Origin of the sequence: Citrobacter sp. Marseille-Q3906 (assembly GCF_916618775.1) — a bacterium.
GTDB lineage: Bacteria > Pseudomonadota > Gammaproteobacteria > Enterobacterales > Enterobacteriaceae > Citrobacter > Citrobacter murliniae.
The window spans coordinates 239,128-262,245 of record NZ_CAKAKA010000001.1; the positions used below are offsets into that span (position 1 = coordinate 239,128).

Annotated in this window: 21 protein-coding genes and 1 riboswitch; of the genes, 13 read left to right on the forward strand and 8 right to left on the reverse strand. The window is 52.8% G+C overall.

Translation table 11 applies throughout. The features are described 5' to 3' along the window. Position 1: 1 nt before the first annotated feature. The 7 genes from nusG to rpoC all read left to right on the forward strand — a co-directional run bounded on the left by nusG (position 2) and on the right by rpoC (position 11,714). Entirely contained in the window at positions 2 to 547 is a 546-nt protein-coding gene (gene nusG / locus LG384_RS01145; RefSeq protein ID WP_003033125.1) for a transcription termination/antitermination protein NusG, read from the forward strand. A 155-nt stretch (positions 548 to 702) separates the two neighbouring features. Then, positions 703 to 1,131: a 50S ribosomal protein L11 gene (gene rplK, locus LG384_RS01150; RefSeq protein WP_003033122.1), complete on the forward strand. Its 429-nt coding sequence runs from the start codon at positions 703 to 705 to the stop codon at positions 1,129 to 1,131. 3 nt (positions 1,132 to 1,134) lie between these two features. Beyond that, on the forward strand, positions 1,135 to 1,842 hold the full coding sequence (gene rplA / locus LG384_RS01155) for a 50S ribosomal protein L1 (RefSeq protein ID WP_045438335.1): 708 nt from the start codon (positions 1,135 to 1,137) through the stop codon (positions 1,840 to 1,842). Between the two features lie 293 nt (positions 1,843 to 2,135). After that, positions 2,136 to 2,633 carry a 50S ribosomal protein L10 gene (rplJ, locus tag LG384_RS01160; protein ID WP_007704673.1) on the forward strand — a complete coding sequence of 166 codons (498 nt, stop codon included), beginning with the start codon at positions 2,136 to 2,138 and terminating at the stop codon, positions 2,631 to 2,633. Positions 2,634 to 2,699: 66 nt separating this feature from the next. Next, positions 2,700 to 3,065, forward strand: a complete 366-nt coding sequence (gene rplL, locus LG384_RS01165) for a 50S ribosomal protein L7/L12 (RefSeq protein WP_045438343.1) — start codon at positions 2,700 to 2,702, stop codon at positions 3,063 to 3,065. A 320-nt stretch (positions 3,066 to 3,385) separates the two neighbouring features. Continuing rightward, complete coding sequence (rpoB, locus tag LG384_RS01170; protein ID WP_048223455.1) at positions 3,386 to 7,414, forward strand: DNA-directed RNA polymerase subunit beta; 4,029 nt, start codon at positions 3,386 to 3,388, stop codon at positions 7,412 to 7,414. A 76-nt stretch (positions 7,415 to 7,490) separates the two neighbouring features. Beyond that, entirely contained in the window at positions 7,491 to 11,714 is a 4,224-nt protein-coding gene (gene rpoC, locus LG384_RS01175) for a DNA-directed RNA polymerase subunit beta' (protein WP_045438350.1), read from the forward strand. 328 nt (positions 11,715 to 12,042) lie between these two features. On the opposite strand, the gene thiH is transcribed toward rpoC, so the two are convergent. From thiH to LG384_RS01210, 7 genes are all read right to left on the reverse strand, one after another. Then, positions 12,043 to 13,176, reverse strand: a complete 1,134-nt coding sequence (gene thiH / locus LG384_RS01180; RefSeq protein WP_048223457.1) for a 2-iminoacetate synthase ThiH — start codon at positions 13,174 to 13,176, stop codon at positions 12,043 to 12,045. Next, on the reverse strand, positions 13,173 to 13,943 hold the full coding sequence (gene thiG, locus LG384_RS01185; protein ID WP_045438356.1) for a thiazole synthase: 771 nt from the start codon (positions 13,941 to 13,943) through the stop codon (positions 13,173 to 13,175). The genes thiH and thiG overlap by 4 nt, the downstream gene beginning before the upstream one ends. A gap of 1 nt (position 13,944) precedes the next feature. Continuing rightward, a complete protein-coding gene (gene thiS, locus LG384_RS01190) occupies positions 13,945 to 14,145 on the reverse strand; it encodes a sulfur carrier protein ThiS (RefSeq protein ID WP_045438358.1) in 201 nt (66 codons plus the stop codon). After that, the gene (gene thiF / locus LG384_RS01195; protein WP_225760348.1) at positions 14,126 to 14,884 is read right to left on the reverse strand and encodes a thiazole biosynthesis adenylyltransferase ThiF; all 759 of its coding nucleotides are present in this window, start codon (positions 14,882 to 14,884) and stop codon (positions 14,126 to 14,128) included. Before thiF ends, thiS begins: the two co-directional genes overlap by 20 nt. Next, positions 14,877 to 15,512 (reverse strand): thiamine phosphate synthase, encoded by a 636-nt coding sequence (thiE, locus tag LG384_RS01200; RefSeq protein ID WP_225760349.1) that lies wholly within the window; start codon positions 15,510 to 15,512, stop codon positions 14,877 to 14,879. Before thiE ends, thiF begins: the two co-directional genes overlap by 8 nt. Continuing rightward, entirely contained in the window at positions 15,512 to 17,410 is a 1,899-nt protein-coding gene (thiC, locus tag LG384_RS01205) for a phosphomethylpyrimidine synthase ThiC (RefSeq protein ID WP_048223461.1), read from the reverse strand. Before thiC ends, thiE begins: the two co-directional genes overlap by 1 nt. An 87-nt stretch (positions 17,411 to 17,497) precedes the next feature. Further along, positions 17,498 to 17,607: riboswitch (TPP riboswitch) on the reverse strand. Positions 17,608 to 17,660: 53 nt separating this feature from the next. Further along, the gene (locus tag LG384_RS01210) at positions 17,661 to 18,149 is read right to left on the reverse strand and encodes an Rsd/AlgQ family anti-sigma factor (RefSeq protein WP_045438375.1); all 489 of its coding nucleotides are present in this window, start codon (positions 18,147 to 18,149) and stop codon (positions 17,661 to 17,663) included. A 95-nt stretch (positions 18,150 to 18,244) separates the two neighbouring features. Here LG384_RS01210 and nudC point away from each other — a divergent pair, with 95 nt between their 5' ends. The 6 genes from nudC to LG384_RS01240 all read left to right on the forward strand — a co-directional run bounded on the left by nudC (position 18,245) and on the right by LG384_RS01240 (position 22,609). Next, positions 18,245 to 19,018, forward strand: coding sequence for an NAD(+) diphosphatase (gene nudC / locus LG384_RS01215; protein WP_045438378.1), 774 nt, complete (start codon positions 18,245 to 18,247; stop codon positions 19,016 to 19,018). A gap of 49 nt (positions 19,019 to 19,067) precedes the next feature. Continuing rightward, entirely contained in the window at positions 19,068 to 20,132 is a 1,065-nt protein-coding gene (gene hemE / locus LG384_RS01220; protein ID WP_045438381.1) for a uroporphyrinogen decarboxylase, read from the forward strand. A gap of 9 nt (positions 20,133 to 20,141) precedes the next feature. Beyond that, a complete protein-coding gene (nfi, locus tag LG384_RS01225; RefSeq protein WP_045438385.1) occupies positions 20,142 to 20,822 on the forward strand; it encodes a deoxyribonuclease V in 681 nt (226 codons plus the stop codon). A gap of 33 nt (positions 20,823 to 20,855) precedes the next feature. Further along, positions 20,856 to 21,446 carry a YjaG family protein gene (locus LG384_RS01230; protein ID WP_003842015.1) on the forward strand — a complete coding sequence of 197 codons (591 nt, stop codon included), beginning with the start codon at positions 20,856 to 20,858 and terminating at the stop codon, positions 21,444 to 21,446. Positions 21,447 to 21,632: 186 nt separating this feature from the next. Beyond that, entirely contained in the window at positions 21,633 to 21,905 is a 273-nt protein-coding gene (gene hupA, locus LG384_RS01235; protein ID WP_001044509.1) for a nucleoid-associated protein HU-alpha, read from the forward strand. An 11-nt stretch (positions 21,906 to 21,916) separates the two neighbouring features. Next, on the forward strand, positions 21,917 to 22,609 hold the full coding sequence (locus LG384_RS01240) for a DUF1481 domain-containing protein (RefSeq protein WP_045449391.1): 693 nt from the start codon (positions 21,917 to 21,919) through the stop codon (positions 22,607 to 22,609). A gap of 37 nt (positions 22,610 to 22,646) precedes the next feature. Here LG384_RS01240 and zraP read toward each other — a convergent pair whose 3' ends face one another. Beyond that, positions 22,647 to 23,096, reverse strand: a complete 450-nt coding sequence (zraP, locus tag LG384_RS01245; RefSeq protein ID WP_045449394.1) for a zinc resistance sensor/chaperone ZraP — start codon at positions 23,094 to 23,096, stop codon at positions 22,647 to 22,649. Positions 23,097 to 23,118: the final 22 nt, after the last annotated feature.

Below are 23,118 nucleotides of genomic sequence, written 5' to 3' on the forward strand. Positions count from 1 at the left end.
GATGTCTGAAGCCCCTAAAAAGCGCTGGTACGTCGTTCAGGCGTTTTCCGGTTTTGAAGGTCGCGTAGCTACATCGCTGCGTGAATATATCAAGTTACAAAATATGGAAGAGTTGTTTGGCGAAGTCATGGTGCCGACCGAAGAAGTGGTCGAAATCCGTGGTGGCCAGCGTCGTAAAAGCGAACGCAAATTCTTCCCGGGCTATGTACTGGTCCAGATGGTGATGAACGATGCAAGCTGGCACCTGGTGCGCAGTGTGCCGCGTGTGATGGGCTTTATCGGCGGTACATCTGACCGTCCGGCGCCAATCAGCGACAAAGAAGTTGATGCGATCATGAACCGTCTGCAGCAGGTTGGTGATAAACCGCGTCCGAAAACGATGTTCGAGCCGGGTGAAATGGTTCGCGTTAGTGACGGTCCGTTTGCTGACTTTAACGGTGTTGTTGAAGAAGTCGATTACGAGAAGTCTCGTCTGAAAGTTTCTGTTTCTATCTTCGGTCGTGCGACTCCGGTTGAACTGGACTTCGCTCAGGTTGAAAAAGCCTAACACGTCGATCAAAAAAGCGGCGATTTAATCGTTGCACAAGGCGCGAGATTGGAATACAATTTCGCGCCTTTTGTTTTTATGGATAGCATCCGTAAAACGAATTTTATCACGGGGAGCCTCTCTGAGGCGCTATAACCCAACTAGAGGAATTTAGAATGGCTAAGAAAGTCCAAGCCTATGTCAAGCTGCAGGTTGCAGCTGGTATGGCTAACCCGAGTCCGCCGGTAGGTCCAGCACTGGGTCAACAAGGCGTGAACATCATGGAATTCTGCAAAGCGTTCAACGCAAAAACTGATTCCATGGAAAAAGGTCTGCCGATCCCGGTTGTTATCACCGTTTATGCTGACCGTTCTTTCACTTTCGTTACCAAAACGCCTCCGGCAGCAGTTCTGCTGAAGAAAGCGGCTGGTATCAAGTCTGGTTCCGGTAAGCCGAACAAAGACAAAGTGGGTAAAATTTCCCGCGCTCAGCTGCAGGAAATCGCGCAGACCAAAGCTGCCGACATGACTGGTTCCGACATTGAAGCGATGACTCGCTCCATTGAAGGTACTGCACGTTCCATGGGCCTGGTAGTGGAGGACTAAGAAATGGCTAAACTGACCAAGCGTATGCGCGTGATCCGTGACAAAGTTGATGCAACTAAACAGTATGACATCAACGAAGCTATTGCTCTGCTGAAAGAGCTGGCCACTGCTAAATTCGTAGAAAGCGTGGACGTTGCTGTTAACCTCGGCATCGATGCTCGTAAATCTGACCAGAACGTACGTGGTGCAACTGTACTGCCGCACGGTACTGGCCGTTCCGTTCGCGTAGCCGTATTTACCCAGGGTGCAAACGCTGAAGCTGCTAAAGCTGCAGGCGCTGAGCTGGTAGGTATGGAAGATCTGGCTGATCAGATCAAGAAAGGCGAAATGAACTTTGACGTTGTTATTGCTTCCCCGGATGCAATGCGCGTTGTTGGCCAGCTGGGTCAGGTTCTGGGCCCGCGTGGCCTGATGCCAAACCCGAAAGTTGGTACTGTAACTCCGAACGTTGCTGAAGCGGTTAAGAACGCTAAAGCGGGTCAGGTTCGTTACCGTAACGACAAAAACGGCATCATCCACACTACCATTGGTAAAGTGGATTTTGACGCTGACAAACTGAAAGAAAACCTGGAAGCTCTGCTGGTTGCGCTGAAAAAAGCGAAACCAACTCAGGCAAAAGGCGTGTACATCAAGAAAGTTAGCCTCTCCACCACCATGGGTGCTGGCGTTGCCGTTGATCAAGCTGGTCTGAGCGCGTCTGCGAACAGCTAAGATTAGCTTTACGTGGGCGGTGAATTTGTCTACAATTCTACCCCCACGTTTGCTAACGAAAGTTAGCAAATAAACAGATTTGTTCGTTGGAGCCTGGCCTATCCAGGCCTCCGTCGAAGACCGCAGGTGTTTCGTAAGAAGCTTAATGCCCTGCGTAGACGGTGACAGAACGCTAAGATTATTTCTGATACTCTGGCTTGTTTCTGCTCACCGTATTTAGACGCTCTGTCCGTTGGGAAGAGTGAAGTGAGTTCCGGAACATGAGTTCCGGCAAACATCCAGGAGCAAAGCTAATGGCTTTAAATCTTCAAGACAAACAAGCGATTGTTGCTGAAGTCAGCGAAGTAGCCAAAGGCGCGCTGTCTGCAGTAGTTGCGGATTCCCGTGGCGTAACTGTAGACAAAATGACTGAACTGCGTAAAGCAGGTCGCGAAGCCGGCGTATACATGCGTGTTGTTCGTAACACCCTGCTGCGCCGTGTTGTTGAAGGTACTCAGTTTGAGTGCCTGAAAGACGCGTTCGTTGGTCCGACCCTGATTGCATATTCTATGGAACACCCGGGCGCAGCTGCTCGTCTGTTCAAAGATTTCGCGAAAGCGAATGCAAAATTTGAGGTCAAAGCCGCAGCCTTTGAAGGTGAATTGATCCCGGCATCGCAAATCGATCGCCTGGCAACTCTGCCGACCTACGAAGAAGCAATTGCACGCCTGATGGCAACCATGAAAGAAGCTTCGGCTGGCAAACTGGTTCGCACTCTGGCTGCTGTTCGCGATGCGAAAGAAGCTGCTTAATCGCAGTTATCTTTATCAAGCATCTGCTTACGTATAAACTTATTCTGATTTTCAGGAACAATTTAAATGTCTATCACTAAAGATCAAATCATTGAAGCAGTATCCGCTATGTCCGTAATGGACGTTGTAGAACTGATTTCTGCAATGGAAGAAAAATTCGGTGTTTCCGCTGCTGCTGCTGTAGCTGTAGCTGCTGGCCCGGCTGAAGTAGCTGAAGAAAAAACTGAATTCGACGTAATTCTGAAAGCTGCTGGCGCTAACAAAGTTGCTGTTATCAAAGCAGTACGTGGCGCAACTGGCCTGGGTCTGAAAGAAGCTAAAGACCTGGTAGAATCTGCACCGGCTGCTCTGAAAGAAGGCGTGAGCAAAGACGACGCAGAAGCACTGAAAAAATCTCTGGAAGAAGCTGGCGCTGAAGTTGAAGTTAAATAAGCCAACTTTTCTGGTTGCAGCCTAAGCAATTAGGCTGATGGCTGGTGACTTTTTAGTCACCAGCCTTTTTGCGCTGTAAGGCGCCAGTAGCATTTCACACTGTTTGACTACTGCTGTGCCTTTCAATGCTTGTTTCTATCGACGCCTTAATATACTGCGACAGAGCGTTAGTTCTGTGTAAATCGCAATGAAATGGTTTAAGCGTGATAGCAACAGGCATTGCGGAAAGTATTCGATTTTCCGGTCAACAAAATAGTGTTGCACAAACTGTCCCTTCGTCGGACAGATGGGTCGACTTGTCAGCGAGCTGAGGAACCCTAATGGTTTACTCCTATACCGAGAAAAAACGTATTCGTAAGGATTTTGGTAAACGTCCACAAGTGTTGGACATACCTTATCTCCTTTCTATCCAGCTTGACTCGTTTCAGAAGTTCATCGAGCAAGATCCTGAAGGGCAGTATGGTCTGGAAGCAGCTTTCCGTTCCGTTTTCCCGATTCAGAGCTATAGCGGTAACTCCGAGCTGCAATACGTCAGCTATCGCCTTGGCGAACCGGTGTTTGACGTTCAGGAATGTCAGATTCGTGGCGTGACCTATTCCGCACCGCTGCGCGTAAAACTGCGTCTGGTGATCTACGAGCGCGAAGCGCCGGAAGGCACCGTAAAAGACATTAAAGAACAAGAAGTCTACATGGGCGAAATTCCGCTCATGACTGACAACGGTACCTTTGTAATCAACGGTACTGAACGTGTTATCGTTTCTCAGCTGCACCGTAGTCCTGGCGTCTTCTTTGACTCCGACAAAGGTAAAACCCACTCTTCGGGTAAAGTGCTGTATAACGCGCGCATCATTCCTTACCGTGGTTCCTGGCTGGACTTCGAATTCGATCCGAAGGACAACCTGTTCGTACGTATTGACCGTCGCCGCAAACTGCCTGCGACCATTATTCTGCGTGCGCTGAACTACACCACTGAGCAGATTCTGGATCTGTTCTTTGAAAAAGTCGTCTTTGAGATCCGCGACAATAAGTTGCAGATGGAACTGGTGCCGGAACGCCTGCGTGGTGAAACCGCCTCCTTTGACATCGAAGCTAACGGCAAAATCTACGTCGAAAAAGGCCGTCGCATCACTGCGCGCCACATTCGCCAGCTGGAAAAAGACGATATCAAACATATCGAAGTTCCGGTTGAGTACATTGCTGGTAAAGTTGCGTCTAAAGACTACGTTGATGAATCCACTGGCGAGTTAATCTGCGCAGCTAACATGGAGCTGAGCCTGGATCTGCTGGCTAAGCTGAGCCAGTCTGGTCACAAGCGTATCGAAACGCTGTTCACTAACGATCTGGACCACGGTCCGTACATTTCTGAAACTGTACGCGTCGACCCAACAAACGATCGTCTGAGCGCACTGGTAGAAATCTACCGCATGATGCGTCCTGGTGAGCCGCCGACTCGTGAAGCTGCTGAAAGCCTGTTCGAGAACCTGTTCTTCTCCGAAGACCGCTATGATCTCTCTGCGGTTGGTCGTATGAAGTTCAACCGTTCTCTGCTGCGCGACGAAATCGAAGGTTCTGGCATCCTGAGCAAAGACGACATCATTGACGTGATGAAGAAGCTCATCGATATCCGTAACGGTAAAGGCGAAGTCGATGATATCGACCACCTCGGTAACCGTCGTATCCGTTCCGTAGGCGAAATGGCGGAAAACCAGTTCCGCGTTGGCCTGGTACGTGTAGAGCGTGCGGTGAAAGAGCGTCTGTCTCTGGGCGATCTGGATACCCTGATGCCTCAGGATATGATCAACGCCAAACCGATTTCTGCAGCAGTGAAAGAGTTCTTTGGTTCCAGCCAGCTGTCTCAGTTTATGGACCAGAACAACCCGCTGTCTGAGATTACGCACAAACGTCGTATCTCTGCACTCGGCCCAGGCGGTCTGACCCGTGAACGTGCAGGCTTCGAAGTTCGAGACGTACACCCGACTCACTACGGTCGCGTATGTCCAATCGAAACGCCTGAAGGTCCGAACATCGGTCTGATCAACTCCCTGTCCGTTTACGCACAGACTAACGAATACGGTTTCCTTGAGACTCCGTACCGTAAAGTGACCGACGGTGTTGTAACTGACGAAATTCATTACCTGTCTGCTATCGAAGAAGGCAACTACGTTATCGCTCAGGCGAACTCCAACCTGGATGACGAAGGCCACTTTGTAGAAGACCTGGTAACTTGCCGTAGCAAAGGCGAATCCAGCTTGTTCAGCCGCGACCAGGTTGACTACATGGACGTATCCACCCAACAGGTGGTTTCCGTCGGTGCGTCCCTGATCCCGTTCCTGGAACACGATGACGCCAACCGTGCATTGATGGGTGCGAACATGCAACGTCAGGCCGTTCCAACTCTGCGCGCTGATAAGCCGCTGGTTGGTACCGGTATGGAACGTGCTGTTGCCGTTGACTCCGGTGTTACTGCAGTTGCTAAACGTGGCGGTACCGTTCAGTACGTGGATGCTTCCCGTATCGTTATCAAAGTTAACGAAGACGAGATGTACCCGGGCGAAGCAGGTATCGACATTTATAACCTGACCAAATACACCCGTTCTAACCAGAACACCTGTATCAACCAAATGCCTTGTGTGTCCCTGGGTGAGCCGGTCGAACGTGGTGATGTACTGGCAGACGGTCCGTCCACCGACCTCGGTGAACTGGCGCTCGGTCAGAACATGCGCGTCGCGTTCATGCCGTGGAACGGCTATAACTTCGAAGACTCCATCCTCGTTTCCGAGCGTGTTGTTCAGGAAGACCGTTTCACCACCATCCATATTCAGGAACTGGCATGTGTGTCCCGTGACACCAAGCTGGGGCCGGAAGAGATCACCGCTGACATCCCGAACGTGGGTGAAGCTGCGCTCTCCAAACTGGATGAGTCCGGTATCGTTTACATTGGTGCAGAAGTGACCGGTGGCGACATTCTGGTTGGTAAGGTAACGCCGAAAGGTGAAACCCAGCTGACGCCAGAAGAGAAGCTGCTGCGTGCGATCTTCGGTGAGAAAGCGTCTGATGTTAAAGACTCTTCTCTGCGCGTACCAAACGGTGTTTCCGGTACGATTATCGACGTTCAGGTCTTTACTCGCGATGGCGTAGAGAAAGACAAACGTGCGCTGGAAATCGAAGAGATGCAGCTGAAACAGGCTAAGAAAGACCTGTCTGAAGAACTGCAGATCCTCGAAGCTGGCCTGTTCAGTCGTATCTACGCGGTGCTGGTTGCCGGTGGCGTTGAAGCTGAGAAGCTCGACAAACTGCCTCGCGATCGCTGGCTGGAACTCGGCCTGACCGACGAAGAGAAACAAAATCAGCTGGAACAGCTGGCTGAGCAGTACGACGAACTGAAACACGAGTTCGAGAAAAAACTCGAAGCGAAACGCCGTAAAATCACTCAGGGCGACGATCTGGCACCAGGCGTGCTGAAGATTGTTAAGGTGTATCTGGCGGTTAAACGTCGGATCCAGCCTGGTGATAAGATGGCAGGTCGTCACGGTAACAAGGGTGTAATTTCTAAGATCAACCCGATCGAAGATATGCCTCATGATGCTAACGGTACGCCGGTAGACATCGTGCTGAACCCGCTGGGCGTACCATCTCGTATGAACATCGGTCAGATTCTGGAAACCCACCTGGGTATGGCTGCGAAAGGTATTGGCGATAAGATCAACGCCATGCTGAAACAGCAGCAAGAAGTCGCGAAACTGCGCGAGTTCATCCAGCGTGCCTATGATCTGGGTGCCGACGTTCGTCAGAAAGTTGACCTGAGTACCTTCAGCGATGAAGAAGTTCTGCGTCTGGCTGAAAACCTGAAAAAAGGTATGCCGATCGCAACGCCGGTCTTCGACGGTGCGAAAGAGTCTGAAATCAAGGAACTGTTACAGCTGGGTGGCCTGCCGACTTCCGGTCAGATCACACTGTTCGACGGTCGTACCGGTGAGCAATTCGAGCGCCAGGTTACCGTTGGCTACATGTACATGCTGAAACTGAACCACCTGGTTGATGACAAGATGCATGCGCGTTCTACCGGTTCTTACAGCCTGGTTACTCAGCAGCCGCTGGGTGGTAAGGCTCAGTTCGGTGGTCAGCGCTTCGGGGAGATGGAAGTGTGGGCGCTGGAAGCATATGGCGCAGCATACACCCTGCAGGAAATGCTCACCGTTAAGTCTGATGACGTAAATGGTCGTACCAAGATGTATAAAAACATCGTGGACGGCAACCATCAGATGGAACCAGGCATGCCGGAATCCTTCAACGTATTGTTGAAAGAGATTCGTTCGCTGGGTATCAACATCGAGCTGGAAGACGAGTAACTCTCGCTCATACAGGTCACTGGTGCTGGCGTAACAGCCAGCACCAGATTGTGCTAACTCCGACGGGAGCAAATCCGTGAAAGACTTATTAAAGTTTCTGAAAGCGCAAACTAAAACCGAAGAGTTTGATGCGATCAAAATTGCTCTGGCATCGCCAGACATGATCCGTTCATGGTCCTTTGGTGAAGTTAAGAAGCCGGAAACCATCAACTACCGTACGTTCAAACCTGAGCGTGACGGCCTTTTCTGCGCCCGTATCTTTGGGCCAGTAAAAGATTACGAGTGCCTGTGCGGTAAGTACAAGCGCCTGAAACACCGTGGTGTGATCTGTGAGAAGTGCGGCGTTGAAGTGACCCAGACTAAAGTACGCCGTGAGCGTATGGGCCACATCGAGCTGGCATCTCCGACCGCTCACATCTGGTTCCTGAAATCTCTGCCGTCCCGTATCGGCCTGCTGCTTGATATGCCGCTGCGCGATATCGAGCGCGTACTGTACTTCGAATCTTATGTGGTAATCGAAGGCGGTATGACTAACCTGGAACGCCAACAGATCCTGACTGAAGAGCAGTATCTGGATGCGCTGGAAGAGTTCGGTGACGAATTCGACGCGAAGATGGGTGCGGAAGCTATCCAGGCTCTGCTGAAAAGCATGGATCTGGAGCAAGAGTGTGAAACTCTGCGTGAAGAGCTGAACGAAACCAACTCCGAAACCAAGCGTAAAAAGCTGACCAAGCGTATCAAACTGCTGGAAGCGTTCGTACAGTCTGGTAACAAGCCAGAGTGGATGATTCTGACCGTTCTGCCGGTTCTGCCGCCAGATCTGCGTCCGCTGGTTCCGCTGGATGGTGGTCGTTTCGCAACGTCGGATCTGAACGATCTGTATCGTCGCGTTATCAACCGTAACAACCGTCTGAAACGTCTGCTGGATCTGGCTGCGCCGGACATCATCGTACGCAACGAAAAACGTATGCTGCAGGAAGCGGTCGACGCCCTGCTGGATAACGGTCGTCGCGGTCGTGCGATCACCGGTTCTAACAAACGTCCTCTGAAATCTTTGGCCGATATGATCAAAGGTAAACAGGGTCGTTTCCGTCAGAACCTGCTCGGTAAGCGTGTTGACTACTCCGGTCGTTCTGTAATCACCGTAGGTCCATACCTGCGTCTGCATCAGTGCGGTCTGCCGAAGAAAATGGCACTGGAACTGTTCAAACCGTTCATTTACGGCAAGCTGGAACTGCGTGGCCTCGCCACCACCATCAAAGCCGCTAAGAAAATGGTTGAGCGTGAAGAAGCTGTCGTTTGGGATATCCTGGACGAAGTTATCCGCGAACACCCGGTACTGCTGAACCGTGCACCAACACTGCACCGTCTGGGTATCCAGGCATTTGAACCGGTACTGATCGAAGGTAAAGCTATCCAGCTGCACCCGCTGGTTTGTGCGGCGTATAACGCCGACTTCGATGGTGACCAGATGGCTGTTCACGTACCGCTGACGCTGGAAGCCCAGCTCGAAGCGCGTGCGCTGATGATGTCTACCAACAACATTCTGTCTCCGGCGAACGGCGAACCTATCATCGTTCCGTCTCAGGACGTTGTATTGGGTCTGTACTACATGACCCGTGACTGTGTTAACGCCAAAGGCGAAGGCATGGTGTTGACTGGCCCGAAAGAAGCTGAGCGTATTTACCGCGCAGGTCTGGCCTCTCTGCATGCGCGCGTTAAAGTGCGTATCACCGAATATGAAAAAGATGAAAACGGCGAATTCGTTGCGAAAACCAGCCTGAAAGACACGACCGTTGGCCGTGCTATTTTGTGGATGATCGTACCGAAAGGTCTGCCTTTCTCCATCGTCAACCAGGCGCTGGGCAAGAAAGCAATCTCCAAAATGCTGAACACCTGTTACCGCATTCTGGGCCTGAAGCCGACCGTTATCTTCGCTGACCAGACAATGTACACCGGCTTTGCTTATGCAGCGCGTTCAGGTGCATCTGTTGGTATTGATGACATGGTCATCCCAGAGAAGAAACACGAGATCATCTCTGAAGCGGAAGCTGAAGTTGCTGAGATCCAGGAGCAGTTCCAGTCTGGTCTGGTAACCGCAGGCGAACGTTACAACAAAGTTATCGATATCTGGGCTGCGGCGAACGATCGTGTATCCAAAGCGATGATGGATAACCTGCAAACTGAAACCGTTATTAACCGTGACGGCGTCGAAGAGCAGCAGGTTTCCTTCAACAGCATTTACATGATGGCCGACTCCGGTGCGCGTGGTTCTGCAGCACAGATTCGTCAGCTGGCAGGTATGCGTGGTCTGATGGCGAAGCCGGATGGCTCCATCATCGAAACGCCGATCACCGCGAACTTCCGTGAAGGTCTGAACGTACTCCAGTACTTCATCTCTACTCACGGTGCTCGTAAAGGTCTGGCGGATACCGCACTGAAAACAGCTAACTCCGGTTATCTGACTCGTCGTCTGGTTGACGTCGCGCAGGATCTGGTTGTCACTGAAGACGATTGTGGCACTCTGGAAGGTATCACCATGACCCCGGTTATCGAGGGTGGTGATGTTAAAGAGCCGCTGCGTGATCGCGTTCTGGGTCGTGTGACTGCTGAAGACGTTCTGAAGCCGGGTACGGCGGATATTCTGGTTCCACGCAACACCCTGCTGCACGAGCAGTGGTGTGATCTGCTGGAAGAGAACTCCGTTGACTCCGTCAAAGTACGTTCCGTCGTATCCTGTGACACCGACTTTGGTGTATGTGCGCACTGCTATGGTCGTGACCTGGCGCGTGGCCACATCATCAACAAAGGTGAAGCAATCGGCGTTATCGCGGCACAGTCCATCGGTGAGCCGGGTACACAGCTGACGATGCGTACGTTCCACATCGGTGGTGCGGCATCTCGTGCGGCTGCTGAATCCAGCATCCAGGTGAAAAACAAAGGTAGCATCCGTCTGAGCAATGCGAAGTCGGTTGTGAACTCCAGCGGTAAACTGGTTATCACCTCACGTAACACCGAACTGAAACTGATCGACGAATTCGGTCGTACCAAAGAAAGCTATAAAGTGCCTTACGGCTCCGTTATGGCGAAAGGTGATGGCGAACAGGTTGCTGGCGGCGAAACCGTTGCAAACTGGGATCCGCACACCATGCCGGTTATCACCGAAGTGAGTGGTTTTGTCCGCTTCACTGACATGATCGACGGCCAGACCATTACTCGTCAGACCGACGAGCTGACCGGTCTGTCTTCTCTGGTGGTTCTGGATTCTGCAGAGCGTACTGCGGGTGGTAAAGACCTGCGTCCGGCACTGAAAATTGTTGATGCCCAGGGCAACGACGTTCTGATCCCAGGTACCGATATGCCTGCTCAGTACTTCCTGCCGGGTAAAGCGATTGTTCAGTTGGAAGATGGCGTGCAGATCAGCTCAGGTGACACCCTGGCGCGTGTTCCTCAGGAATCAGGCGGTACCAAGGATATTACCGGTGGTCTGCCGCGCGTTGCGGACCTGTTCGAAGCTCGTCGTCCGAAAGAGCCGGCAATCCTGGCGGAAATCAGCGGTATCATTTCCTTCGGTAAAGAAACCAAAGGGAAGCGTCGCCTGGTTATTACTCCGTTAGACGGCAGCGAACCGTACGAAGAGATGATTCCGAAATGGCGTCAGCTCAACGTGTTCGAAGGTGAACGTGTAGAACGTGGTGATGTGGTTTCCGACGGTCCGGAAGCGCCACACGACATCCTGCGTCTTCGTGGCGTACACGCGGTAACGCGTTACATCACCAACGAAGTACAGGACGTATATCGTCTGCAAGGCGTTAAGATTAACGATAAACACATCGAAGTTATCGTTCGTCAGATGCTGCGTAAAGCGACCATCGAAAGTGCTGGTAGCTCCGACTTCCTCGAAGGCGAGCAGGTTGAATACTCCCGCGTCAAGATCGCTAACCGCGAACTGGAAGCGAACGGCAAAGTTGCGGCGACTTTCTCCCGCGATCTGCTGGGTATCACCAAGGCATCTCTGGCAACCGAGTCCTTCATCTCTGCGGCGTCGTTCCAGGAGACTACTCGCGTGCTGACCGAAGCAGCCGTTGCGGGCAAACGCGACGAACTGCGCGGTCTGAAAGAGAACGTCATCGTGGGTCGTCTGATCCCAGCTGGTACCGGTTATGCGTACCATCAGGATCGTATGCGCCGTCGTGCTGCGGGCGAACTGCCAGCAGCACCTCAGGTTACTGCGGAAGATGCATCTGCCAGCCTGGCAGAACTGCTGAACGCAGGTCTGGGTGGTTCTGATAACGATTAATCGTTGTTGACCGTAATAAAAAACCCGCTTCGGCGGGTTTTTTTTGCCTGAAGAAATGCTGTTGTTGGCCGGATAATTTGCTTGCGACGCCACCCAGCCATATAGGATGGGTATTAATTTACCGGTGGTGCGGCTGGAACGATATTTTTCACAGAACCAGGTAAGATCTGTCGAGGTGAAGGCAGGGCAAAATGAGGAAGATAACTTCTGCCCTGGTCAGCTTCCGTGACTGACGGAGACAAAATAAAAAAACGGCAGCCTGACGACAAGCTCCCGTTTTTCACATTACGTAATGGCTCGTAAAATACTTATGCTCTTACATGATGGTTCATCGCGTTTGCGAAGCGCGTCCAAGATAGCTATCCCAGTCTTTCCATACGGGCTGTAACCCCTTTGCCATCAGTGCGTTGGCAACGGCTTCCGGGCGACGGTCGTCGTGAGGAGAGAACTGTTCCAGTTCAGGATGATTGTCGGCATAACCACCGGGCTGCGTTTTTGAAAAGGCGCTGACGTTGTTAATTGCCAGCGGAATGACGTGATCGCGAAACCACGGCGACTCGCGGGTGGAGAGCGACAGTTCAATTTCCGGAGCCAGCAAGCGAAATGCGCAAATGGTTTGTACCAGTTGACGCTCGTCCATAATTGATGCCGGCTCTATACCCCCGGTGCACGGACGCAGGCGAGGGAAGGAGATAGAATAACGGCTCTGCCAGTAATGTTGTTGCATCCACAGCAGATGTTCGGCCACCATGTAGCAATCAACCCGCCAGCTGTCGGATAGGCCAATCAACGCCCCAAGACCAATTTTGTCGATTCCGGCACGACCCAGTCTGTCCGGCGTTTCCAGCCGCCAGAAGAAGTCCTGCTTTTTCCCCTTCAGATGATGATGGGCGTAAATCGCCTCGTGATAGCTCTCCTGATAAACCATTACGCCATCCAGTCCTAACGCCTTTAGTTCTGCATATTCCGCTTCTGACAGCGGTTGTACCTCCATTTGTAAAGAGGAAAACTGGCGACGAATAGCGGGTAAATGGCGACGGAAGTAATCCATGCCGACCTTACTCTGATGCTCCCCAGTCACCAGCAACAAATGCTCAAATCCCAGCTTGCGAATGGCCTCGCACTCCCGAGCAATCTCCACGTCATCCAGCGTTTTACGCTTGATGCGGTTACTCATTGAAAAACCGCAGTAGGTACAGTCGTTGGCACACAGATTGGAGAGGTACAGCGGAACGTAAAAACTCACTGTGTTACCAAAGCGTTGGCGGGTAAGTTTCTGCGCCCGCTGCGCCAGTGGCTCCAGATAGTCAGCAGCAGCAGGAGAGAGCAGAGCCATCAGGTCATCGCGACTAAGCTGCGAAGCGTTGAGAGCCCGTTGTACGTCAGCCGCAGTCTTACCGTTGATACGCAGGCGGATGTCGTCCCAGTCCAGTTGTCGCCAGCGATCGCTGAACGTATTCATGCCATTACCTCCAGGAATCCAGTTAACGGGCTGGTGGCCTGCGCGTGTGAACTGCGGCTTCCCGGTACCGCCTGACGAGCCAAAACACCCGCTTCAACTGCCAGGCGGAAGGCGGTTGCCATCATCACTGGATCGTCCGCCACAGCTATCGCTGTATTGACCAGTACCGCGTCGGCACCCATTTCCAATGCCTGTGTGGCGTGGCTGGGTACGCCGATACCTGCGTCAACGACCACCGGGACGGTCGCTTGCTGAATGATGATATCCAGCATGGCTCGCGTTTCCAGCCCCTGGTTGGAGCCTATAGGCGCACCGAGCGGCATTACTGCCGCACAACCTGCTTCTTCCAGCCGCTTGCACAACACCGGGTCAGCGCCACAGTAGGGGAGCACTATGAATCCCTGCCTCACCAGTGCTTCGGCGGCTTTCAGCGTTTCTATCGGGTCCGGTAGCAGCCAGCGGGCGTCCGGGTGAATTTCTAACTTCAGCCAGTTTGTCCCCAGCGCTTCACGCGCCAGTTGTGCAGCAAAGATAGCTTCTTCCGCCGTTTTTGCTCCTGACGTGTTGGGTAGCAGCGTCACGCCAGCCTCGACCAATGGCGCCAGGATCGCGTCGTTGTGCTGACGTAAATCCACGCGCTTCATTGCCAGCGTCACTAACTGGCTACCAGAAGCACGAATGGCGTCCACCATCAGTTGCGATGACGCAAATTTTCCGGTCCCGGTGAACAGATGTGAATCAAACGTTTTGTCGGCAATTCGTAACATATCAACCCCCTGCTATAACCTGAAAAAGCAGGATCTGGTCGCCTTCCTGCACGATTTGCTGCTCCCACCGCTCGCGCGGCAGGATCTGTTGATTCAGCGCCAGCGCTGTACCGGGTTTAAGCTGATTAAGCTGAACCAGTAGGTTGCTGACGTTTTGTCCCTCGATACACTGTATAGGTTCATCATTGAACAGGATCTGCATGTTGCCCCCCACATACCTGACAACCGCTGGCACGACGCAGCGCCAGGCTGCGCCACTGGCTGGTTTTACCGTCAAACAGGCGTAATTCACCTGTGGGTGTTTCAATGCCGCTCAGCAATTTGATGGCTTCCAGTGCCTGCAACGTTCCCATTATTCCGACGACCGGACCGACAATGCCCGCAGTGCGACAATTGCGTTCCGGTTCCACATCATCTGGCCACAGGCAGCGGTAACAGCCCTGTTCCCAGGGGGGCGTGAGTACCATTAACTGACCGCCAAAACCGACCGCGCTGGCGGTGATGAGAGGCGTATTCAGCGCCACGCAGGCGGCGTTGATCTCCTGGCGGGTCGCCATGTTATCGGTACAGTCGAGCACCACGTCGGCATATGCAACGGCATGTCTGAGGGCATCGCCCGTCAGACGCTGCTGTAATGCTACCAGTTCGATATCCGGGTTGAGCCGCGTCAGTCGTTGCTGCGCAGCCTGCGATTTTGACCGGGCGATATCATCGGTAGTGAACAGGATCTGGCGTTGCAGGTTGCTCAGATGCACATCGTCATCGTCAACCAGTACCAGTGTTCCTACGCCCGCACCCGCCAGATACAGCGCTGCGGGTGAACCTAATCCGCCTAAACCGATAATCAGCACGTGGCTTGCGTTGAGCTTTTGCTGGCCCTCAATGGCAATATCGCCCAGTAATATTTGGCGGCTGTAGCGCATAAAATCACGATCATTCATTGCCGACTCCCGCGATTCCGAGCAGTTGGGCCGTGGCAGCACGCCAGTTTGCGGCCTGAGTGATTGCACTAACCACGGCAATACTACCGACACCGGTAGCCAGCACTGCTGGCGCTCGTTCAAGGCTTATTCCGCCGATAGCGACGGTGGGGTAATCAGCCAGCCGCTTAATATGGTTCGTCAGTTGTGCCAGCCCCTGTGGGGCAGATGGCATCTGTTTGGTTTGCGTCGGAAAGACATGTCCTAGTGCGATGTAAGACGGGCGAGCGGCGAGCGCCACGTCGATCTCCATATCATCGTGGGTCGACACACCAAGGCGCAAACCTGCAGCCTGAATAGCCTTCAGGTCGGTGGTTTCGAGGTCTTCCTGTCCCAGATGCACGCCGTAAGCCTGGTGTTTTACTGCCAGTCGCCAGTAGTCGTTGATAAACAGCCGGGCGTTGTAGCGCCGCCCCAGCGCAATGGCGGCAACCACGTCGGCTTCAACTTCTCCATCTCGCTTGTCTTTAATGCGCAGTTGGATCGTGCGCACGCCTGCTTCCAGCAGACGCTCAATCCACAACACGCTGTCGACGACCGGGTAAAGGCCGAGACGAAAAGGCACCGTAGGAAAATCAGGCTGATACATCACGCTTCCTCCTTTTTCAGGTAGATTTCGCCACCTTTGGCGCGGAAGTTTTCTGACATATCGGCCATGCCGACTTCAATGGTTTGTGCGGCGGCGTAGTCGCGAACTTCCTGGCTGATTTTCATTGAGCAGAATTTCGGTCCGCACATCGAGCAGAAGTGGGCGACTTTGCCTGACTCCTGCGGCAGGGTTTCATCGTGATAGGCGCGGGCGGTGAATGGGTCGAGCGCCAGATTAAACTGGTCTTCCCAGCGGAATTCAAAGCGTGCTTTCGACATGGCGTTATCGCGGATTTGCGCGCCAGGATGGCCTTTGGCTAAATCAGCGGCGTGCGCGGCAATCTTGTAGGTGATCAGCCCCTGTTTTACATCCTCTTTGTTCGGCAGGCCGAGATGCTCCTTCGGCGTGACGTAACAGAGCATCGCACATCCGAACCAGCCAATCATCGCGGCGCCAATGCCGGAGGTGAAGTGGTCATAACCTGGCGCGATATCGGTGGTCAACGGTCCTAAGGTGTAGAACGGCGCTTCATGGCAGTGTTCAAGCTCTTCGGTCATATTGCGTTGGATCATCTGCATCGGCACATGGCCCGGGCCTTCAATCATCACCTGTACGTCATATTCCCAGGCAATTTTGGTCAGTTCTCCCAGCGTATGCAGCTCGGAGAATTGCGCCTCGTCGTTGGCATCCTGAATCGAGCCAGGACGCAGGCCGTCGCCTAATGAGAGCGAAACATCATAGGCGGCGCAGATTTCGCAAATTTCGCGGAAGTGCTCAAACAGGAAGTTCTCTTTGTGATGGGATAGGCACCACTTCGCCATAATTGAACCGCCGCGCGAAACAATCCCGGTCAGACGTTTGGCGGTCATTGGTACGTAGCGCAGCAGCACGCCTGCGTGGATGGTGAAGTAGTCGACGCCCTGTTCTGCCTGCTCCAGCAGTGTGTCGCGGAACGCTTCCCAGGTCAGATCTTCGGCGATCCCGTTGACCTTCTCCAGCGCCTGGTAGATCGGTACGGTACCGATTGGTACCGGGCTGTTACGCAGGATCCATTCGCGAGTTTCGTGAATATAGCGACCTGTAGAAAGGTCCATCACCGTATCCGCCCCCCAGCGTGTAGACCACACCAGTTTTTCGACCTCTTCTTCGATGGAAGAGGTGACCGCTGAGTTGCCGATATTGGCGTTGACCTTCACCAGAAAATTGCGGCCGATAATCATCGGTTCCGATTCCGGGTGGTTGATGTTGGCAGGTATGATGGCGCGTCCGGCGGCGACTTCATCACGCACAAATTCCGGCGTGATATTTTCTGGCAGGCGTGCGCCAAAGCTCATCCCCGGGTGCTGGTGGCGTAAGACTTCACTACGAATACGCTCGCGGCCCATGTTTTCGCGGATAGCGATAAACTCCATCTCAGGGGTGACGATCCCTTGACGGGCGTAGTGCAGTTGCGTGACGCGCTTACCGGCTTTGGCGCGCTTTGGGGTCAGCAGGCCTGTGAAGCGTAACTCGTCAAGGCCATCATCGGCCAGACGTTGTTTGGTGTACGCCGAGCTGCGGTCATTAAGCTCTTCGCTGTCGTTACGTGCTGCAATCCATGGCTGGCGCAGCTTTGCCAGCCCCTTCTGGACATTAATCGCCACATCCGGATCGCCGTACGGGCCGGAGGTATCGTACACCGGTACAGCTTCGTTATCTTCAAACTGCGGATTGTCTTTCGAACCGCCGGTCAGCGTCGGACTAAGCTGGATTTCACGCATCGGAATACGGATATCCGGCTGCGAACCGGTGATGTAGATGCGTTTCGAGTTAGGAAAGGCGGTTCCTTCCAGGGTATCGATAAAGTGTTGGGCCTGGGCGCGCTGTTCGCGACGTGATGGTTTAGTAGTGGCAGACATAGCTCATTCCAAAAAAAGTAAGGATATGGCTTGTCAGACGACGGATTGAGTAATGGATGCGCGCCGCCCGTGAAGGCAGCAGCATAAAGCTGAATTACTCTTGTTCCCTTCGCAGGTATTAGCCTGATCAGGTTCCGCGGATCCCGAATTAACGGTCTCAGCCTACGCTTTCACGTAAGGCACTCCGACAAGAAGCAACCTCTGATGATTAGAGGTAATGAATGTAAACTACTCGTTAATGCTGCAGATCTCAAGCAGGACGTTTGATCATGGCATTGTCATGCATCGCGTCAAACACCAGCATAATCAGCTTATCTTCCAGCACAAACCGGGCTTCCAGTGCCTCGCCAAGATCGGACAAAGCCTTTTGAAATTCAAGGAAGTTGTCATGATCAATCGCGGTTTCCAGGCTGGAATCATAATAGTCCATGATCAGCTGCGTATTGGCTTCCAGTGATGGCCAAATTTTTGTTGCTTTTAAAAGCTGCCCGTTCCCTTCCAATTTATGGAGAATACGTTCATAAATACTGAAGTGTCCGGTGGATAGGTAATCGACCAGGCTTTGACAAAAATCATCCAGCGCTTTTTCATTGAGCCGCATGTACGATTCTTTGCCAGGCTTAATGCCAACCAGATTGTAGTAAGCCACGAGCAGGTGCTTACGTACATGTAGCCAGCGATCAACCAGTTTATTACTTCCTCCGACGTGCTCCGTCAGGCTTTCCAGCTGGTTTAGCATGATTGACTCCGCAAGTGATGTTTAAGAACTGCTCGCCCATAAATGTAAAAATAATGTAAACAACATGCCTGTGAAGCAAAGGTTGCGCAAGAGATATGGATCGTATAATTGAAAAATTAGACAGCGGCTGGTGGATTGTCAGCCATGAGCAAAAAATTTGGCTACCTCGCGGAGAGCTGCCATATGGTGAAGCGGCAAATTTTGATCTGGTAGGACAGCGCGCACTGCCGATCGGCGAATGGGAAGGGGATACGGTCTGGCTGGTGCAGCAGCAGCGACGGCATGATATGGGCTCGGTGCGTCAGGTTATCGATCAGGATGTAGGATTGTTTCAACTGGCCGGACGCGGTGTGCAACTGGCGGAGTTCTATCGCTCGCACAAATTCTGCGGTTACTGCGGCCATGCCATGTACCCGAGTAAAACCGAATGGGCGATGTTGTGCAGCCACTGCCGTGAACGCTACTACCCGCAAATTGCGCCCTGCATTATCGTTGCTATCCGCCGTGATGACAGCCTTCTTCTTGCCCAACATGTTCGCCATCGCAATGGCGTGCATACCGTGCTGGCAGGTTTTGTCGAAGTGGGGGAAACATTAGAACAGGCGGTAGCACGTGAAGTGATGGAAGAGAGCGGTATCAAGGTGAAGAACCTGCGCTACGTCACCTCCCAACCGTGGCCGTTTCCGCAGTCGTTGATGACCGCATTTATGGCAGAGTACGACAGTGGCGAGATTGTTATCGACCCGAAAGAGCTGTTGGAAGCGAACTGGTATCGCTACGATGATTTACCGCTTCTTCCCCCGCCGGGAACCGTTGCGCGTCGACTGATCGAAGATACCGTCGCGATGTGTCGGGCCGAGTACGAGTAAACTTCGAGTAGTGATACACTGGCGGTCTGACGCTATAAGGAATATAAAAATGACCGAACTGAAGAACGATCGTTACCTGCGTGCGCTGCTGCGCCAGCCCGTTGATGTCACTCCAGTATGGATGATGCGCCAGGCGGGCCGCTATTTGCCGGAGTACAAAGCCACCCGAGCACAGGCGGGCGATTTTATGTCGCTGTGCAAAAATGCCGAGCTGGCATGTGAAGTGACGCTACAGCCGTTGCGCAGATATAAACTCGATGCGGCGATCCTCTTTTCGGACATTCTGACTATTCCGGATGCAATGGGGCTTGGTCTCCATTTTGAAGCCGGTGAAGGTCCACGTTTTACCTCGCCAATTACCTGTAAAGCCGATGTTGATAAATTGCCGATTCCGGATCCTGAAGGTGAATTGGGATACGTTATGAATGCGGTACGTACTATTCGCCGTGAACTGAAGGGCGAAGTGCCGCTGATCGGCTTCTCCGGTAGCCCGTGGACGCTGGCAACCTATATGGTAGAGGGCGGCAGCAGCAAAGCCTTCACCGTGATTAAAAAGATGATGTACGCCGACCCTAAGGCTCTGCATCTGCTGCTTGATAAGTTGGCGAAAAGCGTCACCTTGTACCTGAACGCACAGATCAAAGCGGGTGCGCAGTCGGTGATGATCTTCGACACCTGGGGCGGTGTGTTGACCGGGCGTGATTATCAGCAGTTCTCTCTCTACTACATGCACAAAATTGTTGATGGCTTGCTGCGTGAAAACGAAGGTCGCCGCGTGCCGGTAACGCTGTTCACTAAAGGCGGTGGACAGTGGCTGGAAGCGATGGCGGAAACCGGTTGTGATGCATTAGGTCTCGACTGGACGACGGATATTGCTGATGCGCGTCGTCGTGTTGGTCATAACGTGGCGCTGCAGGGCAATATGGACCCGTCCATGCTGTATGCGCCGCCAGCTCGTATCGAAGAAGAGGTGGCGACCATTCTCGCTGGGTTTGGTCAGGGCGAAGGGCACGTCTTTAACCTTGGTCACGGTATTCACCAGGACGTGCCGCCAGAGCATGCGGGTGTCTTCGTGGAGGCGGTGCATCGCTTGTCCGAACAGTACCACCGCTAAGGAATCAGCATGGATCTCGCGTCGCTGCGCGCAAAACAGCTTGAACTGGCTTCTTCGGTGATCCGGGAGGATCGCCTTGAGAACGATCCGCCGGATCTGATCGGTGGGGCGGATGTTGGGTTTGAGCAGGGCGGTGAAGTGACGCGAGCCGCGATGGTCTTGCTGAAATACCCCACGCTTGAGCTGGTTGAATACAAGGTGGCGCGTATCGCCACCACCATGCCGTATATCCCCGGTTTTCTCTCTTTTCGTGAAACTCCTGCACTAATGGCGGCGTGGCAGCTTTTATCACAAAAGCCGGATCTGCTGTTTGTGGACGGACACGGGATTTCCCATCCTCGCCGTCTGGGTGTCGCCAGCCATTTTGGTCTGCTGGTGGATGTGCCGACAATTGGTGTGGCGAAAAAGCGACTGTGCGGTAAATTTGAACCGCTTGCCGCTGAACCTGGTGCCTTATCTCCGCTACTGGATAACGGTGAGCAGCTGGCATGGGTCTGGCGTAGCAAAGCACGCTGTAATCCACTGTTTATCTCTACTGGTCATCGCGTGGGCATGGACAGCGCATTGGCGTGGGTGCAGCGCTGTATGAACGGCTATCGTCTGCCGGAACCGACTCGCTGGGCGGATGCGGTAGCATCGGAACGCCCGGCATTTTCGCGGCTTGCAGCAAAAACACCCCATATCGGGTAAACTGCCGCTAATTTCCGTATTTGAGAACTCAACATGTTACAAAATCCGATTCATTTGCGCCTGGAGAAGCTGGAAAGCTGGCAGCACGTCACTTTTATGGCATGCCTGTGCGAGCGCATGTACCCAAACTACGCCATGTTCTGTAAGCAAACTGAGTTTGGCGATGGGCAAATTTACCGCCGAATTCTGGATTTGATTTGGGAAGCGCTGACGGTCAAAGATGCAAAAATCAACTTTGACAGCCAACTGGAGAAGTTTGAAGAGGCTATCCCGTCGGCAGATGATTACGATCTGTACGGCGTTTATCCGGCAATTGATGCTTGCGTGGCATTAAGTGAATTGATGCACTCACGTTTGAGTGGTGAAACTCTCGAGCACGCGATTGAAGTCAGTAAAGCTTCGATCACGACGGTCGCGATGCTGGAAATGACTCAGGCTGGTCGCGAAATGACCGATGAAGAGCTGAAAGAAAACCCTGCCGTTGAACAAGAATGGGATATTCAGTGGGAAATATTCCGACTTTTGGCCGACTGTGAAGAACGCGATATTGAACTGATAAAAGGGCTGCGTGCAGACCTGCGCGAGGCTGGCGAGAGCAATATTGGTATAAATTTTCAGCAATGACACAACAAAACGTGATTTAACGCCTGATTTGTCGTGCCTGAAGGCTTCCCATCCGCCCCCGGTCTGGTCTACATTTGGGGGGCGAAAAAAAGTGGCTATCGGTGCGTGTATGCAGGAGAGTGCTTTTTTGGCATTTCCGTCGCACTCGATGCTTAGCAAGCGATAAACACATTGTAAGGATAACTTATGAACAAGACTCAACTGATTGATGTAATTGCAGACAAAGCAGAACTGTCTAAAACCCAGGCTAAAGCTGCTCTGGAATCCACTCTGGCTGCTATTACTGAGTCTCTGAAAGAAGGCGATGCTGTACAACTGGTTGGTTTCGGTACCTTCAAAGTGAACCACCGCGCTGAGCGCACTGGCCGCAACCCGCAGACCGGTAAAGAAATCAAAATCGCCGCAGCTAACGTACCGGCATTTGTTTCTGGTAAAGCACTGAAAGACGCGGTTAAGTAATTCGCGTGGCAGTGAACAGTTTTAACGAAGGGGCGGTTTCGCCCCTTTTGTCCATCTGGCGTCATACGCTTTGGCTTTCAGGTGTTCTGTTGCTGTCAGCCTGCAGTCGCCATTCTGAGCTTCCTCCGTTCACGGCCAGCGGCTATGTTGGCGATCAGGGGGCGGTGCGCGTCTGGCGTAAAGATTCCAGTGACGATGTTCACTTGCTCTCGGTATTTAGTCCGTGGCGTAAAGGCGAGACCACCACCAGTGAATACCGCTGGCAGGGTGATTCGCTCTCTCTGATAGAACTTAATGTATACAGCAAGCCGCCGGAGCATATTCGCATACGCTTCGATGACCGGGGCGAGCTGAGTTTCATGCAGCGTGAAGTTGACGGGCAAAAGCAGCAGCTTTCCAGCGATCAAATAGCGCTCTACCGCTACCGTGCCGATCAAATCCGCCAGACCAGCGACGCGTTGCGTCAGGGGCGTGTTGTATTACGTCAGGGACGCTGGCATGCGAATAACACGGTCACCACCTGCGAGGGCGAGACAATTAAGCCCGACTTAGATTCATGGGCAATAAACCATATTGAGCGCCGCCAGAGCCATTCATCGGTAGATGTAAGCGTTGCCTGGCTGGAAGCGCCAGAAGGATCTCAGCTATTGCTGGTCGCCAATGAGGATTTTTGTCACTGGCAACCTAAAGCCAAGACCTTCTGAAAACCTGGACCGTAAGCCGTCATTCGGCAGACTACGCTTACCAGTGACCCATTCCCATATGACCACCGCCGCGATGGTTACCGCCACCACCACATCCGCCGTAACCCATTCCGGCTGCGCGAGGTACACCCGCCTGCGCCATCGCGACATCCCGCTTAACACGCTGCTCGTCGAGTGACTGATTCAGAGACTCCATCTCTTTTGCCACTGCATTAATTTTTGCAGTATCCGGCGAACTGGCGGTTAACAACGCATTGTATTCGTAACGTTTGGAAACCAGCTGTTGGCGTAATGCGCTGGTCTGCGTGTAGTAATCGTCATATATTTTTTGGGCGGCAGTCTGCTGTTCAGTGGTCATTGGAATTCCGCCCTGTTGTGACATCCCATTACCATTGCCCCAGTGATGTTGTGCTAACGCTGAGGTGGAGCCCAAAGCCATAAGAGAGAGCGCGAGCAGCGCCAGACCCATTTTGTTATTCCGTTTCATCATTTGTTCTCCTGTTGGTTAT

Bases quoted from the DNA above. Each gene is read 5' to 3' on its own strand.
- thiC (WP_048223461.1), bottom strand. From the start codon at position 17,410: ATGTCTGCCACTACTAAACCATCACGTCGCGAACAGCGCGCCCAGGCC.
- rplK (WP_003033122.1), top strand. From the start codon at position 703: ATGGCTAAGAAAGTCCAAGCCTATGTCAAGCTGCAGGTTGCAGCTGGT.
- nusG (WP_003033125.1), top strand. From the start codon at position 2: ATGTCTGAAGCCCCTAAAAAGCGCTGGTACGTCGTTCAGGCGTTTTCC.
- nfi (WP_045438385.1), top strand. From the start codon at position 20,142: ATGGATCTCGCGTCGCTGCGCGCAAAACAGCTTGAACTGGCTTCTTCG.
- zraP (WP_045449394.1), bottom strand. From the start codon at position 23,096: ATGAAACGGAATAACAAAATGGGTCTGGCGCTGCTCGCGCTCTCTCTT.
- thiF (WP_225760348.1), bottom strand. From the start codon at position 14,884: ATGAATGATCGTGATTTTATGCGCTACAGCCGCCAAATATTACTGGGC.
- thiS (WP_045438358.1), bottom strand. From the start codon at position 14,145: ATGCAGATCCTGTTCAATGATGAACCTATACAGTGTATCGAGGGACAA.
- LG384_RS01210 (WP_045438375.1), bottom strand. From the start codon at position 18,149: ATGCTAAACCAGCTGGAAAGCCTGACGGAGCACGTCGGAGGAAGTAAT.
- thiG (WP_045438356.1), bottom strand. From the start codon at position 13,943: ATGTTACGAATTGCCGACAAAACGTTTGATTCACATCTGTTCACCGGG.
- hupA (WP_001044509.1), top strand. From the start codon at position 21,633: ATGAACAAGACTCAACTGATTGATGTAATTGCAGACAAAGCAGAACTG.
- rplJ (WP_007704673.1), top strand. From the start codon at position 2,136: ATGGCTTTAAATCTTCAAGACAAACAAGCGATTGTTGCTGAAGTCAGC.
- rplA (WP_045438335.1), top strand. From the start codon at position 1,135: ATGGCTAAACTGACCAAGCGTATGCGCGTGATCCGTGACAAAGTTGAT.
- hemE (WP_045438381.1), top strand. From the start codon at position 19,068: ATGACCGAACTGAAGAACGATCGTTACCTGCGTGCGCTGCTGCGCCAG.
- LG384_RS01230 (WP_003842015.1), top strand. From the start codon at position 20,856: ATGTTACAAAATCCGATTCATTTGCGCCTGGAGAAGCTGGAAAGCTGG.
- thiE (WP_225760349.1), bottom strand. From the start codon at position 15,512: ATGTATCAGCCTGATTTTCCTACGGTGCCTTTTCGTCTCGGCCTTTAC.
- nudC (WP_045438378.1), top strand. From the start codon at position 18,245: ATGGATCGTATAATTGAAAAATTAGACAGCGGCTGGTGGATTGTCAGC.
- rpoB (WP_048223455.1), top strand. From the start codon at position 3,386: ATGGTTTACTCCTATACCGAGAAAAAACGTATTCGTAAGGATTTTGGT.
- thiH (WP_048223457.1), bottom strand. From the start codon at position 13,176: ATGAATACGTTCAGCGATCGCTGGCGACAACTGGACTGGGACGACATC.
- rplL (WP_045438343.1), top strand. From the start codon at position 2,700: ATGTCTATCACTAAAGATCAAATCATTGAAGCAGTATCCGCTATGTCC.